Here is a 13,911-nt window from a genome sequence, read left to right on the forward strand (position 1 = left end):
ATCAAACGCTTATTAAATAATCCAGAATTATTATTAATGGAGGGGTAAAACATGGTAGTTGGAGATTTCCCAATTGAAACAGATACTATTGTAATCGGAGCAGGTCCTGGTGGATATGTTGCTGCAATTCGTGCAGCTCAATTAGGACAAAAAGTTACTATTGTTGAAAAAGGTGACTTAGGTGGTGTGTGCTTAAACGTTGGATGTATTCCTTCAAAAGCGTTATTACATGCTTCTCATCGTTTCGTAGAAGCTCAACACTCTGAAAATTTAGGGATTATAGCTGAAAGCGTATCACTTAAATTTGATAAAGTTCAAGAATTTAAACAATCAGTTGTTAATAAATTAACTGGCGGTGTTGAAGGTTTATTAAAAGGTAATAAAGTTGACATCGTTCGTGGTGAAGCTTATTTCGTAGATGAAAATAGTTTACGTGTTATGGATGAGAAAAGTGCTCAAACGTATAACTTCAAAAATGCTATTATTGCAACTGGTTCAAGACCAATTGAAATTCCTAATTTTGAATTTGGTAAACGCGTTATCGATTCAACAGGCGCTTTAAACTTACAAGAAGTTCCTGGTAAATTAGTAGTTGTCGGTGGCGGTTATATTGGTTCAGAACTTGGTACTGCATTTGCTAACTTCGGTTCTGAAGTTACAATTTTAGAAGGTGCTAAAGAAATTCTTGGTGGTTTCGAAAAACAAATGGTTCAACCTGTTAAAAAAGGTATGAAAGAAAAAGGCGTTGAAATTATCACTGAAGCTATGGCTAAAAACGCTGAAGAAACTGAAAACGGTGTTAAAGTTACTTACGAAGCTAAAGGTGAAGAAAAAACAATTGAAGCTGATTATGTATTAGTAACTGTAGGTCGTCGTCCAAATACAGACGAATTAGGCTTAGAAGAATTAGGTCTTAAATTTGCTGATCGTGGATTATTAGAAGTAGACAAACAAAGCCGTACTTCTATTAAAAACATCTACGCAATTGGTGATATCGTGCCTGGTTTACCACTTGCACACAAAGCAAGTTATGAAGGTAAAGTAGCTGCAGAAGTAATTTCAGGTCAAGCATCAGAAGTTGATTATATTGGTATGCCTGCTGTATGCTTCACTGAACCAGAATTAGCTCAAGTTGGTTATACTGAAGCTCAAGCTAAAGAAGAAGGTTTAGATTTCAAAGCATCTAAATTCCCTTATGCTGCTAACGGACGTGCATTATCATTAGATGATACAACTGGTTTTGTTAAATTAATTACATTAAAAGAAGATGACACAGTTATTGGTGCTCAAGTAGCAGGTAATGGTGCTTCTGATATTATTTCTGAATTAGGTTTAGCAATCGAAGCAGGTATGAATGCTGAAGATATCGCATTAACTGTTCATGCTCATCCAACATTAGGTGAAATGACTATGGAAGTTGCCGAAAAAGCTATTGGATTACCAATCCATACTATGTAATTTCCTTTTGAAATAATTGTGAATTAAATCGACGTATTTAATTGAAATAACCATTTACGGTGGGACTATGATTTTATAAGGAATCTAGTTCCACCTTTTTTTATAGAATTAAGTTTATATTTTGGAGGGTAACTATGGAATATCAATATCCACTCGATTTAGATTGGTCTAATGAGGAAATGGTTGATGTTATTAAATTTTTTAATCAAATTGAAAACTATTATGAAAAATCTATAATAGGTACTGAACTAATGAAACAATATAAAAAATTTAAACAAATTGTGCCAAGTAAAGCTGAAGAAAAACAAATTTTTAAAGAATTTGAAGAAAAAAGTGGCTATAATAGCTATAAAGTCATCCAAGAAGTTAAAAAGAATCCTGATCGAGAAAATTTTAGTAAACATTAAGATTTCTAATTCAATCTCAATTTTTTAATATACCTATTGAATTTAAAGCTGTATTTTGTTATTTTTATTAAGCATTAAACAAAATGTTTGATAATAGTAAACAAGATACAGCTTTTTTAGGTGGTTAGTTATGCAAATTGGATATAAATTAAAAAATTTAAGACGTCAAAAAAATCTTACTCAAGAAGAGTTAGCGGAACGAACTGATTTATCAAAAGGATATATTTCACAAATTGAAAGTGAATATGCGTCTCCAAGTATGGAAACATTTTTAAATATATTAGAAGTATTAGGTACTACACCAAGTGATTTTTTTAAAGAAAAAGCGAAAGAGAAAGTATTATATAAAAAAAATGAACGAACTATTTATGATGAATATGACCGAGGATATATTTTAAATTGGATTGTACCTAGTTCAAATGAATATGAAATGGAACCTCTTATATTAACAATTAAGCCTGAATCATCGTACAAATCTTTTGAACCTTCTGAATCTGATACCTTTATTTATTGTTTAGAAGGATGTGTAACACTTACGTTAGGTAAAGAGCGCTATCAAGCTTATGAGGGAGATGTGTTTTATTTTAGAGCAAATGAATTACATCAATTACATAATCATTCAGAAAATGAAGTTAAAATTCTAATTGTAGCAACAGCATCATACTTATAAAGGAGGAAATGGATTGGAGTCACTATTATCTTTTAAGAAAGTTACTAAGAAATTTGATGATACAACAATATTAAATAATATGAACTTAGATATTGAATCGGGATATTTTTATACGTTGCTTGGTCCCTCAGGATGTGGTAAAACTACAATTTTAAAACTTATTGCAGGATTTGAACAACCTAGTGAAGGTCAAATTATTTATAAAAATCAGTCTATCGAAAAATTACCTGCAAATAAACGTAGAGTAAATACAGTATTTCAAGATTATGCTTTATTTCCTCATTTAAATGTATATGAGAATATTGCTTTTGGTTTAAGACTAAAAAAGTTTTCTAAACAAGAGATTGATAAAGAAGTTAAAGAAGCATTAAAACTTGTTAAGCTCACAGGTTATGAACAACGTCATATTGATGAAATGAGTGGGGGACAAAAACAAAGAGTCGCTATTGCCAGAGCTATTGTAAATAAACCTGAAATTTTATTATTAGATGAATCTCTTTCGGCACTAGATTTAAAATTACGTACTGAAATGCAATATGAACTGCGTGAGTTACAAAAAAGATTAGGCATCACTTTTATTTTTGTTACTCATGATCAAGAAGAAGCATTGGCACTTAGTGATTATATTTTTGTGATGAAAGATGGTGAAATACAACAATTTGGTACACCAACAGATATTTATGATGAACCAGTGAATCGATTCGTGGCTGATTTTATTGGAGAATCTAATATTGTTGATGGCACAATGGTTAAAGATTTTGTAGTGAATATATATGGTCAGGATTTTGAATGTGTTGATGCTCGGATTCCATCTGGGAAAAAAATTGAAGTAGTGATTCGTCCAGAGGATATTTCTTTAGTTGAATCGACACAAGGTTTATTCACTGCAACTGTCGATTCAATGCTTTTTAGAGGTGTACATTACGAAATTTGTTGTATTGATGAAAAAGGGTATGAATGGGTTATTCAATCTACTAAAAAGACCACAATAGGAAGTCAGGTAGGTTTGTTTTTTGAACCGGAAGCTATTCATATTATGGTTCCTGGAGAAACTGAAGAAGAATTTGATAAACGTATTGAAAGTTATGAGGATATTGAACATGCGTAATTTAAATAAATTTCTCATCATTCCATATTTATTATGGATGATTATTTTTATTATTATTCCTGTGCTATTACTTGTATATTTTTCATTTATCGATATAAATGGTCATTTTAGTTTTACCAATTATCGACAAGTCTTTTCAATGAAATATTTAAAAATGATGTGGGATTCTATTTTTTATGCGGCACTTATAACAATCATTACACTAATTATAAGTTATCCTGCAGCCTATTTTATTAGATCTTCAAAATTCCAAAATATTTGGTTACTTATATTAATCATACCAACATGGATTAATTTATTGTTAAAAACGTATGCTTTTATTGGGATTTTAAGTCACGAAGGTATGATTAATAAAATGTTAGGTATAATGCATATTGATCCCCTAAATTTGTTGTTTACATCAGGTGCGTTTTTACTTGTTGCAAGTTATATTTATATACCATTTATGATTTTGCCTATTTTTAATAGCATGAAATCAATTCCTAATAATTTATTACAAGCTTCAAGTGATTTAGGTGCAAATACATTTACTACTTTTCGTAAAATCATACTTCCTTTGACTAAAGAAGGTATAATGACAGGTGTTCAAGTCACATTTATACCAGCACTATCATTATTTATGATTACTAGACTGATAGCTGGAAATAAAGTGATTAATATTGGTACATCTATTGAGGAACAATTTTTAGTTATTCAAAACTACGGAATGGGTTCGACAATAGCTATCTTTTTAATTGTATTTATGGCCTTTATCTTAATTATTACTAAATCTAAAGAAACAAATGGAAGAGGGTGAATTAAATGAAATGGTACGGAAAACTTTATATAGGAATATTACTTGTTGTATTATATCTTCCTATTTTTTTCTTAATGTTTTATTCGTTTAATTCAGCTGGAAATATGGTACATTTTGAACATTTTACATTAGAACATTATCAAGCTTTATTTCAAGATGATCATTTAATGTCTGTAATATTCAATACAATAGCAGTTGCATTGCTATCCGCAGCAGTATCTACTATTATAGGAACATTTGGAGCAATATCAATTTATTATTTGCGAAATAAGAAGTTTAAATTGACATTACTTACATTAAATAATGTACTAATGGTTTCATCTGATGTTGTCATAGGTGCCTCATTTTTAATTATGTTCACAGCTTTAGGACATATATTTGGATTAGGGCTAGGATTTGGAACAGTATTAGCATCGCATATTGCATTCTGTATACCTATAGTAGTCATTCTTGTGCTACCACAGCTATATGAAATGAATCATAATATGTTAAATGCAGCTCGTGATTTAGGCGCTACAGAATCTCAAGTACTCGGACGTATACTTTTACCAAACTTAATGCCTGCTATTATTGGTGGTTTTTTTATGGCACTTACCTATTCTCTAGATGATTTTACTGTAAGTTTTTTTGTGACAGGTAATGGATTTAGTGTCTTATCAGTAGATGTGTATGCCATGGCTCGAAAAGGTATCAGTATGGAAATAAATGCTATTTCAACAATCTTATTTTTAGCTATTGTGCTAGGTATTATTGGATACTATGCACTTCAAAATACATTAAAACGTAGAAGTGCTAAAAGAGGTGCAATAGAATGAAACAATTTTTTCAGTTAATTATCGGTGCCATTGTAGTAGGATTGATATGTTTAGGAATAAGTCATTGGTTTAATTCTCAAGATAATACAAAAAATGGTAAAAAAGTCTATGTATATAACTGGGGAGAATACATTGATCCTGATTTAATAAAGAAATTTGAAAAAGAGACAGGTATACAAGTTGTTTATGAAACGTTTGATTCGAATGAAGCTATGGAAGCAAAAATTAAAAATGGTGGTACACATTATGATGTTGCATTTCCAAGTGAATATACGGTTCAAAAATTAAAAAGAGAACATTTATTAGAACCTTTAGATCATCAGAAAATACCCAATATTAAAAATTTGGATTCTGATTATATGAATATGGCTTATGATCCACATAATACCTATTCACTACCCTATTTTTTTGGAACGGTAGGTATTCTATACAATAAAAAAGCGTATCCTAATGAACAATTTGATAGTTGGAGCGATTTATATCAGTCTAAATACAAAAATGACATATTACTTGTTGACGGGGCTAGAGAAATTATAGGGTTAGCTTTAAATAAATTGGGTTATAGTTTAAATGATTCCAATCCTGTTCATATTAAGCAAGCAGAACAAGACTTACAATCTCTTACACCTCAAGTTAGAGGGGTAGTAGGCGATGAAATTACTATGATGCTTCAACAAAATGAAGGCCATATTGCTGTAGTATGGAGTGGTGTAGCAGCACCACTTGTTCAAGACGGAAATACTTATGATTATGTGGTTCCTAAAGAAGGTTCGAATTTATGGTTTGATAATATGGTCATTCCTAAAACTGCTCAAAATAAAGAAGGGGCATACCAATTTATTAACTTTTTATTAGATGCCAAAAATAATAAACAAAATACAGAATGGGTTGGGTATGCTACTCCGAATAAGGCAGCTAGAAATTTATTACCAAATAACATAAAAAACGATCCCCGTTTTTATCCAACTCAAAAAGAACAAAAACATTTAGAAGTTTATAAAGATTTAGGAGAGAAAACATTAGGAGAATATAACGAAAGTTTCTTGAATTTTAAAATGTCGTTAAAATAAGTGATAATTAGTAGTTATTTTCCTATAAATTAGATATAATAATCTGACAAGTCAATTAAGGAGTTGTAATAAATGTCAGGAGAACGATACACACAAATCAAACGACCTGTGAGCCGTTTAACTGAGAAACTTTTAGGTTGGATTAGTTGGATTTTCTTATTAATATTAACGGTTATTACAATGTTTATTGCACTCGTATCATTCAGTAATGATACATCTATTCAAAATCTTGAAAATTCCATGAATAATAATCAATTAATACAACAAATACTAGTTAACAATAGTCTAAATACGACTCAATTTGTTATATGGTTACAAAATGGAATTTGGGCAATTATCGTGTACTTTATCATTTGTTTATTAATTTCATTTTTAGCTTTAATTTCTATGAATATTAGAATTTTATCTGGAATATTATTTTTAATTGCTTCCATTATTACTTTGCCTTTAGTGTTATTATTTATTACATTAATTATTCCAATCTTCTTCTTCATTACAGCGATTATGATGTTTGCAAGAAGAAGTAAATTAGAAACTGTTCCAGCATATGGTTCTACTTACGATTATCCCCCTTATTATAATCAAAGAGATGATTATGATGATAGATATTATTATGAAGAAGAACCTACTCAATATAATGATGAAGAAGAGTACATAGAACCACCTCGTAAGACTAAAAAATCAGAACGTCGTACTCGTCGTAAACCTTCAAGTTATTATAATGAAAGAGAACATGATTATGAGGATTATAATCATATTAATCAAAATAATAATGAGCAAGATTTTAATGATGATATTGAGGAAGATAAATATAATCAATATCCTAAACGTGCTGTAACAAGTGAATATCAACAATCTTCAAATGATGATGATACTTCTGGCGTGCTTTCAAGACAAAGAAAGTATAAATATAAATCAAAAAATAGTATGCCGAATGAAGTTAATGATGATGATGAAAATATATTCAATGAAAATAATGTAGAAACAGACTCATATATTGATAAGAAAGAACAAAAAGCACAACGTAAAAGAGAAAAAGCGGAATTACGTGCTAAGAAAAAAGAAAAACGTAAAGCTTATAATCAACGTATGAAAGAAAAAAGAAAGAATCAGCCAAGTGCTGTTAATCAACGTCGAATGAATTATGAAGAACGTAAGCAAATTTTAAATAAAGAAGAAAACAAAGAGAAACACTCAGTTGATCAAGAATAATTGAAGGTTATTAGTTTTACGTATAGCTCCCAAGCAATTTGAATTAAATGGCTTGGGAGTTTATTTATAGTCAATAAAAATAAAATTAGATAAGTATGTAATAATAGAAAGATATAAATTAAAATAAAATGCATACATAATTGAAATGATATAATCGCAATAATCAGTTCTATTGGAGTATTTGTAAAACCTACATTAATATTAAAAATTAAATCTATACTATTCATATTATGACATTGATATGAAAGTTTAATATAGTGTGGTTTGCAATGATATTATGGAAGTTATAATGAATTAAAAGAATACAGAGAAAAACTATTGTTAAGATATCATGTTCAATACCTTAACAATAGTTTTATTTTATGCAAAAAATTCTTTAAATGTTTCGATAATTAAATAAACATTAAGTAGGCTTAGAATAATAATTAAACTCCAAGAACAAAAGTTAATCCAGTTTTTATTATAAAAAGGGCCCATTAATTTTTTGTTGCTTGTTGCAAGTTGTAAAGGAATGAGTGAAAACGGTAAAGCGATACTTAAAAATACTTGAGAAAGTACTAAAAGTTGTTCCATTTTATTTTCATTACCTTTAAATACAATTAAACAAATTATAACAGGAATGACAGCTAAACCTCTAGTTATTAATCGTCTTAACCAATTTGGAATTGATAATCTTAAAAATCCTTCCATAACAATTTGACCTGAGAGTGTTCCAGTGATTGTAGAATTTTGTCCAGATGCAAGTAGTGCAATAGCGAATAATGTACTCATGATACTGCCAAGTACTGACCCTAGAAGCGGCTGAGTTTTAAGGGCATGATATAAATCATAAAATCCTCCTAATTTATCAGCATTAACACCATAAAATAGTGCAGCACCTAATATAAGTAACAAGCAATTTACTATAAAAGCGATGCTTAATTGTATATTAGAATCAATTGTTGCATATTTTATTGCTTGTGCCTTATCGTTCTCATTAGTTCTATCATATTTACGTGATTGTACAATCGAAGAATGTAAATAGAGATTATGAGGCATAATTGTAGCACCAATAATCCCTAAAGCAATATACAGCACACTGTGATTTGTAACGATATCCTTATGAGGAATAAAACCGTTAAGAATATTAATCACTTTAGGTGACGAAATAAATACTTCGAATAAGAAAATAATTAGAACAGTAAAAATTAATGTTCCGACAATCGCTTCGATTTTTCTGAAACCAAATTTCATAATAAAGAGTAAAAGAAAAACATCTAAAACAGTTATAAGTGCACCTATAATTAAAGGAATATTAAACAATAAATCTAGAGCTATTGCACTTCCGATAATTTCAGCAATATCTGTAGCGATAATAGCTAGTTCTGCTATTATCCAAAACATAATTGCTAACGGGCGATTTAAATAATGACGTGTCATTTGTGCTAAATCCATATCTGTAGCAATACCTAATCTCACTGTCATGCTTTGCAAAAGCATTGCAGATAAACTAGAAACTAAAATAATAAAAAGAAGGATATAGCCAAATTGTGCTCCACCTTGCATAGATGTAATCCAGTTACCTGGGTCCATATATCCTACCGCTACTAATAATCCTGGACCTAAAAAAGCTAGAAATTTTTGGCTTGCACTTTTATGACTACTAAAATCTACTGTATTATTAATTTCATCTAAGCTGCGTTGTTTTTTATCACTCATATAATTCATTCATACACTCCTAAAATCTTTTTAATTATATTAACCTAAATATATTTTTAGGTCAACCTAAAAATGTTGTAAAAAAGAATATTACTGAATTTAGATGGATCTTCAAGACAGTGAGTGATTACCAATAAAATAAAAAACACCTGAGACTTCTAGTAAAGTCCCAGGCCGAAGAATAGTATTTATTCATATAATTTTAAGAATTCATCAAATGTTTCTTTAATAAAAGCTAAAAATGTTTCATCTGATTTTAATCGTTCATCACTAGGGGCTAAAGTACGTGCTATAAAAAATTCTCCTTTTTTCACATTTTTAACACGATCAATAGCTTGATGTAAATCAGTATCACTTAAATCTTTGATATATTGTTTATCTTTTTTCATGTGATTTAAACTAATTTGATAATCATTTGGAAGTTGTTTTAATGCATTAAAATGTTTGTCAAAAACTTTAACACGTTCTTCTTTATTTTTTCCTTCATGCATTATTCCATACATGATAAATAATTGATCCCTAAAAAGGCCAATTTGGAAGTGGGGTAACATTTTATAACCACGTTTATTAGGTGCAAAAGCGACCCAGGTATCTATAGGAGGATTAACACTTCTACGCGCATGTTTAGCAACATGTGCATAAAATGTTTCTCCAGTTTGAGAAGTGAAATACTCACTAAAATAATCGCCTAACTGATGTAATTGAGGTCTAATATATTTATTTAAAGCTTCCATTCGTTCATCTAAACCCTCAACGTCAAATGCTTTAAAATCTTTAGGTGTAAATGTGTATTGTGTCATTGATCTTCCTCCTATTTTAATAGTATGTTGAGTTTATTGTAGCATATATTTCAAAGTGATGATGATAGAATAGTAATATACAATATAGATAGTTAATTTAAACTAATAAGGTAGAGTCAGTACCTAGATGTTAGTCATTTAATTTTTAGGATTTTACCCCTCGTGGTTAGGAGAGTGTCATGAGATTAATAAAAGTAAAAGAAAAAAGACTATAATACAATACTAAAAATTTGGGAGAAATCTGTAGTAAAAACACATGATTTTTTTAAAGAAGAAGATAGAATGCAATTAAAAAATGACCTTCTAACTTATTTAAAATATGTAGATGCATATCTATGATTTTATGATAAAGAAGTTATTGGTTTTTCGGGAATTAATGATGAAAATTTGGAAATGTTGTTTATAGATCCTAAACATTTTAATAAAGGTTACGGTACAATCATACTTCAGTCACTGATTCAAGAAGATAAAATCCAATATGTAGATGTTAATAAAGATAACCAACATGCATTGAAATTTTATATTAAAAATGGTTTTAAAGCATATAGTGAATCTCAAAAAGACAATCAAGGTAGAGATTACCCGATTTTACATTTAAAATTAGCTTAATGATCTTTTATTTATTTATCTTCCATAATTATAAGATGAATGTACATATTTATTCATATATTTTAAATGTTTTCAGTCTTTTATATCATGGATTTGATAGGTTGCTTTTATTGGCGACCTATTTTTATGCTTATAAACTATTCATAAGAGTTTAATATATAGTGATGAAGGTATAAAATGATGTATAACAATTATAAAATTGATTTGATGTATAATAGTAAGCAACAGGAGATGATAGTATGTCGCTATATGATTTTGCTAAAGGCTTAGTTTTAGAAGCAGGAAATAAAGTTAGAATAATGATGAAGGAAGAATTAAATATTGAAACAAAATCAAATCCGAATGACTTAGTTACAAATGTTGATAAAGCTACTGAAAATTATATATATGATGCGATTACCCATAGTTATCCAGAACATCGTGTTATTGGGGAAGAAGGACATGGTCATGATTTAACTCATGTTGAAGGGGTCGTATGGGTAGTGGATCCAATTGATGGCACATTAAACTTTGTACATCAAAAAGAAAATTTTGCTATCTCAATTGGTATCTATCGAAATGGTAAACCATACGCTGGCTTTGTATATGATGTAATGAAAGATGTTTTATATCATGCCAAGGTAGGTGAGGGTGCATTTGAAAATAAACATCCATTATCTACGATTGAATCTACCACCCTAAAGAAAAGCTTAATTGGTATCAACCCAAATTGGGTAACCAAACCTAAAATGGGTCCTATATTTCAAGATATAGTAAATGATGCAAGAAGCTGTAGAGCATATGGTAGTGCAGCTTTAGAAATTATAAGTGTAGCTAAAGGACAATTGGCTGCTTATATCACACCTAGATTACAGCCTTGGGACTTTGCTGGTGGTCTTATTGTATTAAATGAAGTTGGAGGCGTAGCTAGTAACTTATTAGGTGAACCATTAAATATTTCAAGTGCGAATTCAGTATTAGTAGGAAATTCAAATATTCATAAAGAAATATTAGAAATTTATCTAGCACCTAATACGACTACTTTAATAGAATTACATCAACGCTTTAAAAAATAAAAAATCTGATTTCAATAAAAAAGCCTGAGACAAAAATATCTCAAGCTTTATATATCTTAATGGTTGATTATAGCCAATTGTTTTCACGATACTTTTTCTTAAGCGTAAATCCGGCGCCAAACGTTGCAATGAAAAGTATAAATGTTAAAATCATCATTGGAATACTTCCGGCACCCACGCTGAAACTAAAGAGCACTAAAAATATAACTGCTACAATAGAAAGTATCCAGAATATACCTTTAGATTTTGGTTTTTCCATCCCCATCCCCACCTTTTAGTTATCTTTTGTTAATATTATGATATAATAAAAAAGTTGCAATTAAAAGTGGGAATTTACTCAAGAAAGGATATTATAAAATGACTAATAGAAGAGAAGATGTTCGTAATATTGCAATTATTGCTCACGTCGACCATGGTAAAACAACACTAGTTGACGAATTGCTTAAACAATCTGGAATCTTCAGAGAAAATGAGCATGTTGATGAAAGAGCAATGGACTCTAATGACTTAGAAAGAGAACGTGGTATTACAATTCTTGCTAAAAATACTGCGATAAATTATAAAGGTACAAGAATTAACATCTTAGATACACCAGGGCATGCTGACTTTGGTGGTGAAGTTGAACGTATCATGAAAATGGTAGATGGTGTTGTACTTGTTGTAGATGCCTACGAAGGTACGATGCCACAAACACGTTTCGTACTAAAAAAAGCATTAGAACAAAATTTAAAACCTGTTGTAGTAGTTAATAAAATTGATAAACCTTCTGCTAGACCAGAAGCGGTAGTAGATGAAGTATTAGATTTATTTATTGAACTTGAAGCAAATGATGAACAACTTGATTTCCCAGTTGTTTATGCATCAGCTGTAAATGGAACAGCGAGTCTTGATTCTGAAAAACAAGATGAAAACATGCAGTCTTTATATGAAACAATTCTTGATTATGTGCCTGCTCCAATTGATAACAGTGATGAACCACTACAATTCCAAGTAGCATTATTAGACTATAATGATTACGTTGGTCGTATTGGTATTGGTCGTGTATTTAGAGGTAAAATGCGTGTCGGCGATAATGTATCGCTTATTAAATTAGATGGTACAGTGAAAAACTTCCGTGTAACAAAAATCTTTGGTTTCTTTGGTTTAAAACGTGAAGAAATTGAAGAAGCACAAGCGGGAGATTTAATTGCTGTATCAGGAATGGAAGATATCAACGTAGGTGAAACAGTTACACCACATGATCATCAAGAAGCGTTACCAGTATTGCGTATTGATGAACCTACACTTGAAATGACATTCAAAGTAAATAATTCACCATTTGCTGGTCGTGAAGGGGATTTTGTAACTGCTCGTCAAATCCAAGAACGTTTAGATCAACAACTTGAAACAGATGTATCTTTAAAAGTTACACCAACAGATTCTCCAGATACGTGGATTGTAGCTGGCCGTGGAGAGTTGCACTTATCTATTTTAATTGAGAATATGAGACGTGAAGGGTTTGAACTTCAAGTTTCTAAACCTCAAGTTATTTTACGTGAAATTGATGGTGTATTAAGTGAACCGTTTGAACGTGTTCAATGTGAAGTTCCATCTGAAAATGCTGGAGCAGTGATTGAATCACTTGGTGCGCGTAAAGGTGAAATGTTAGACATGTTAACAACTGATAATGGATTAACACGTTTAATCTTTATGGTACCTGCACGTGGTATGATTGGATATACAACTGAATTTATGTCTATGACACGTGGTTATGGCATTATTAATCATACATTTGAAGAATTTAGACCTCGTGTTAAAGCACAAATTGGTGGCCGTCGTAATGGTGCATTAATTTCAATGGATCAAGGACAAGCAACAGCCTATGCCATCATTGGTCTAGAGGACCGAGGTGTAAACTTCATGGAACCAGGTACTGAAGTTTATGAAGGTATGATTGTAGGAGAACATAACCGTGAAAACGACTTAACAGTTAATATTACTAAAGCTAAACATCAAACTAACGTACGTTCAGCAACAAAAGATCAAACTCAAACAATGAATCGTCCAAGAATTTTAACGTTAGAAGAAGCATTAGAATATATTAATGATGATGAATTGGTTGAAGTAACGCCTCAAAGTATTCGTTTAAGAAAGAAAATTTTAAATAAAGCTGCACGTGAAAAAGAAGCGAAACGTGTAAAACAAATGATGCAAGATCAATAAAACTAATAAAA

13 protein-coding genes and 1 pseudogene are annotated in these 13,911 nt (G+C 30.4%); 11 read left to right on the forward strand and 3 right to left on the reverse strand.

The genetic code is table 11. From position 1 onward, the window contains the following. The first annotated feature begins 51 nt into the window (after positions 1 to 51). From lpdA to auxB, 8 genes are all read left to right on the forward strand, one after another. Positions 52 to 1,458: a dihydrolipoyl dehydrogenase gene (lpdA, locus tag NR218_RS11495; RefSeq protein ID WP_002455496.1), complete on the forward strand. Its 1,407-nt coding sequence runs from the start codon at positions 52 to 54 to the stop codon at positions 1,456 to 1,458. A 134-nt stretch (positions 1,459 to 1,592) separates the two neighbouring features. Beyond that, positions 1,593 to 1,865, forward strand: coding sequence for a UPF0223 family protein (locus tag NR218_RS11500; RefSeq protein ID WP_048681796.1), 273 nt, complete (start codon positions 1,593 to 1,595; stop codon positions 1,863 to 1,865). A 130-nt stretch (positions 1,866 to 1,995) separates the two neighbouring features. Further along, positions 1,996 to 2,535, forward strand: a complete 540-nt coding sequence (locus NR218_RS11505) for a helix-turn-helix domain-containing protein (protein ID WP_070813314.1) — start codon at positions 1,996 to 1,998, stop codon at positions 2,533 to 2,535. A gap of 13 nt (positions 2,536 to 2,548) precedes the next feature. Continuing rightward, on the forward strand, positions 2,549 to 3,643 hold the full coding sequence (locus NR218_RS11510) for an ABC transporter ATP-binding protein (RefSeq protein ID WP_048684208.1): 1,095 nt from the start codon (positions 2,549 to 2,551) through the stop codon (positions 3,641 to 3,643). Further along, positions 3,636 to 4,439 carry an ABC transporter permease gene (locus NR218_RS11515; RefSeq protein ID WP_049382527.1) on the forward strand — a complete coding sequence of 268 codons (804 nt, stop codon included), beginning with the start codon at positions 3,636 to 3,638 and terminating at the stop codon, positions 4,437 to 4,439. The genes NR218_RS11510 and NR218_RS11515 overlap by 8 nt, the downstream gene beginning before the upstream one ends. 5 nt (positions 4,440 to 4,444) lie before the next feature. Then, positions 4,445 to 5,254: an ABC transporter permease gene (locus NR218_RS11520; RefSeq protein WP_048682738.1), complete on the forward strand. Its 810-nt coding sequence runs from the start codon at positions 4,445 to 4,447 to the stop codon at positions 5,252 to 5,254. Continuing rightward, positions 5,251 to 6,324, forward strand: coding sequence for an ABC transporter substrate-binding protein (locus NR218_RS11525; protein WP_019835365.1), 1,074 nt, complete (start codon positions 5,251 to 5,253; stop codon positions 6,322 to 6,324). The genes NR218_RS11520 and NR218_RS11525 overlap by 4 nt, the downstream gene beginning before the upstream one ends. A gap of 72 nt (positions 6,325 to 6,396) precedes the next feature. Continuing rightward, a complete protein-coding gene (gene auxB, locus NR218_RS11530; RefSeq protein ID WP_048681283.1) occupies positions 6,397 to 7,536 on the forward strand; it encodes a lipoteichoic acid stability factor AuxB in 1,140 nt (379 codons plus the stop codon). A gap of 360 nt (positions 7,537 to 7,896) precedes the next feature. Here auxB and NR218_RS11535 read toward each other — a convergent pair whose 3' ends face one another. After that, positions 7,897 to 9,243 (reverse strand): Nramp family divalent metal transporter, encoded by a 1,347-nt coding sequence (locus NR218_RS11535; RefSeq protein ID WP_019835366.1) that lies wholly within the window; start codon positions 9,241 to 9,243, stop codon positions 7,897 to 7,899. A 179-nt stretch (positions 9,244 to 9,422) separates the two neighbouring features. Then, positions 9,423 to 10,034 (reverse strand): YktB family protein, encoded by a 612-nt coding sequence (locus NR218_RS11540; protein WP_002448079.1) that lies wholly within the window; start codon positions 10,032 to 10,034, stop codon positions 9,423 to 9,425. 354 nt (positions 10,035 to 10,388) lie between these two features. Here NR218_RS11540 and NR218_RS11545 point away from each other — a divergent pair. Together NR218_RS11545 and NR218_RS11550 are read left to right on the forward strand one after the other, a co-directional pair. After that, a pseudogene (locus NR218_RS11545) lies at positions 10,389 to 10,643 on the forward strand (GNAT family N-acetyltransferase); the annotation flags it as partial. A 239-nt stretch (positions 10,644 to 10,882) separates the two neighbouring features. After that, on the forward strand, positions 10,883 to 11,698 hold the full coding sequence (locus tag NR218_RS11550) for an inositol monophosphatase family protein (RefSeq protein ID WP_265883421.1): 816 nt from the start codon (positions 10,883 to 10,885) through the stop codon (positions 11,696 to 11,698). Between the two features lie 67 nt (positions 11,699 to 11,765). Here the strand turns inward: NR218_RS11550 and NR218_RS11555 are convergent, their stop codons facing one another. Next, positions 11,766 to 11,957 (reverse strand): DUF5325 family protein, encoded by a 192-nt coding sequence (locus tag NR218_RS11555; RefSeq protein ID WP_002448174.1) that lies wholly within the window; start codon positions 11,955 to 11,957, stop codon positions 11,766 to 11,768. 98 nt (positions 11,958 to 12,055) lie between these two features. On the opposite strand from NR218_RS11555, the gene typA reads away from it, so the two are divergent. Beyond that, positions 12,056 to 13,900 carry a translational GTPase TypA gene (typA, locus tag NR218_RS11560; RefSeq protein WP_207025833.1) on the forward strand — a complete coding sequence of 615 codons (1,845 nt, stop codon included), beginning with the start codon at positions 12,056 to 12,058 and terminating at the stop codon, positions 13,898 to 13,900. The last annotated feature ends 11 nt before the right edge of the window (positions 13,901 to 13,911 follow it).

The organism is Staphylococcus sp. SUC_1.2, assembly GCF_026222585.1.

Bases quoted from the DNA above. Each gene is read 5' to 3' on its own strand.
- lpdA (WP_002455496.1), top strand. From the start codon at position 52: ATGGTAGTTGGAGATTTCCCAATTGAAACAGATACTATTGTAATCGGA.
- NR218_RS11500 (WP_048681796.1), top strand. From the start codon at position 1,593: ATGGAATATCAATATCCACTCGATTTAGATTGGTCTAATGAGGAAATG.
- NR218_RS11505 (WP_070813314.1), top strand. From the start codon at position 1,996: ATGCAAATTGGATATAAATTAAAAAATTTAAGACGTCAAAAAAATCTT.
- NR218_RS11515 (WP_049382527.1), top strand. From the start codon at position 3,636: ATGCGTAATTTAAATAAATTTCTCATCATTCCATATTTATTATGGATG.
- NR218_RS11520 (WP_048682738.1), top strand. From the start codon at position 4,445: ATGAAATGGTACGGAAAACTTTATATAGGAATATTACTTGTTGTATTA.
- NR218_RS11525 (WP_019835365.1), top strand. From the start codon at position 5,251: ATGAAACAATTTTTTCAGTTAATTATCGGTGCCATTGTAGTAGGATTG.
- auxB (WP_048681283.1), top strand. From the start codon at position 6,397: ATGTCAGGAGAACGATACACACAAATCAAACGACCTGTGAGCCGTTTA.
- NR218_RS11535 (WP_019835366.1), bottom strand. From the start codon at position 9,243: ATGAATTATATGAGTGATAAAAAACAACGCAGCTTAGATGAAATTAAT.
- NR218_RS11540 (WP_002448079.1), bottom strand. From the start codon at position 10,034: ATGACACAATACACATTTACACCTAAAGATTTTAAAGCATTTGACGTT.
- NR218_RS11550 (WP_265883421.1), top strand. From the start codon at position 10,883: ATGTCGCTATATGATTTTGCTAAAGGCTTAGTTTTAGAAGCAGGAAAT.
- NR218_RS11555 (WP_002448174.1), bottom strand. From the start codon at position 11,957: ATGGAAAAACCAAAATCTAAAGGTATATTCTGGATACTTTCTATTGTA.
- typA (WP_207025833.1), top strand. From the start codon at position 12,056: ATGACTAATAGAAGAGAAGATGTTCGTAATATTGCAATTATTGCTCAC.